This is a genomic window from Myxacorys almedinensis A, from assembly GCF_010091945.1.
Lineage (GTDB): Bacteria > Cyanobacteriota > Cyanobacteriia > Leptolyngbyales > Leptolyngbyaceae > Myxacorys > Myxacorys almedinensis.
On the sequence record NZ_WVIE01000060.1, the window covers coordinates 1 to 1,017 of the forward strand.

Genomic DNA, 1,017 nt, shown 5'->3' on the forward strand with positions numbered 1-1,017 from the left:
ACAACCTCATCCGGCGATCGTTCAATGGCTTGAATCAGTTCTTCTTTAGGAGTCATGATGATCGCTTCAATCAATTGAATGCTTCATTTTAGCAAGAGAGCGTCAGTAGCGCGATCGCGCCTCTCTTTCCGTAGTCGCACTCATAGTAGTATCTGGGTTCTATATGAAGCGCGATCGCACTTTGGAACAGCGATCGCTTCTTGAGAATGATTGAGCGATTGATCGCCCTACCTATGCTCTGTCAATCAACGCATCGTTATGGCAAACAAACCACTCCTAAACCAGCCATCTGCCGAATGTGCTGATCAAACGAAACAATCTCAAAAATCCCCAAGCGTTGAGCCATTACTAATAGCGAACAATCTGTATAACTCCAAAGCTTGTCATCATAGCGACAGAAGGCTTCCCAGATTGCTTGATCATCCGCCTCTGACAAAGCAATGTAGCGATGCTCTTGCCGTAGTACAGAACCGATTTCAATCGAGGCAGAAACAGAAACTCTGAGCCTCAGCCAAGTTACCGTTTCATCAAACACAGACGACAGGATGACCCACTCGATCGCTCGATGCTCTAGGAAGTAGCTTTTGACGGCAGAATGATGTTTCTCTGACCCAACAAAAAATGCAATCAATGCAGAAGTATCCACCAAAACTTGAGTCATCAAAACCCCTGATAGAGAACAGCATCAACTTGCTCAGCATCATTTGTCTCTACCGTTAAGTCAGCATATCTAGAGCGCGAATGAGTTGATGCAGATTCAGCAATAGCAAAGCGACCACAAAATTGCCAGGTACGTTGATGACGGTCTGATTGCCCCTCGCCAGAATTCATCGGTTGAGATTCTCTCCCTATCTGCTCTAATACCCTTTGGGATTGAATTGGACGTTCTACTGCAAACGGCTGCCGCTGCAAGACTGTGAGCAATTCCAGAAGTGCCTGAACAACCTCATCCGGCGATCGTTCAATGGCTTGAATCAGTTCTTCTTTAGGAGTCATGATGATCGCTTCAATCAATTG

At 45.8% G+C, this 1,017-nt stretch carries 2 protein-coding genes; both read right to left on the minus strand.

Annotated features, from left to right (window positions below; translation table 11 throughout):
• Positions 1 to 256: 256 nt before the first annotated feature.
• Positions 257 to 661: a type II toxin-antitoxin system VapC family toxin gene (locus GS601_RS22610; protein ID WP_202925303.1), complete on the minus strand. Its 405-nt coding sequence runs from the start codon at positions 659 to 661 to the stop codon at positions 257 to 259.
• Positions 661 to 1,017: hypothetical protein (locus tag GS601_RS22615; protein WP_238393463.1), on the minus strand; the 357-nt coding region annotated here is incomplete at its 5' end. The genes GS601_RS22615 and GS601_RS22610, both read right to left, overlap by 1 nt.

Excerpts from the sequence above, each read along its gene's own strand:
- GS601_RS22610 (WP_202925303.1), bottom strand. The coding sequence starts at position 661 with ATGACTCAAGTTTTGGTGGATACTTCTGCATTGATTGCATTTTTTGTT.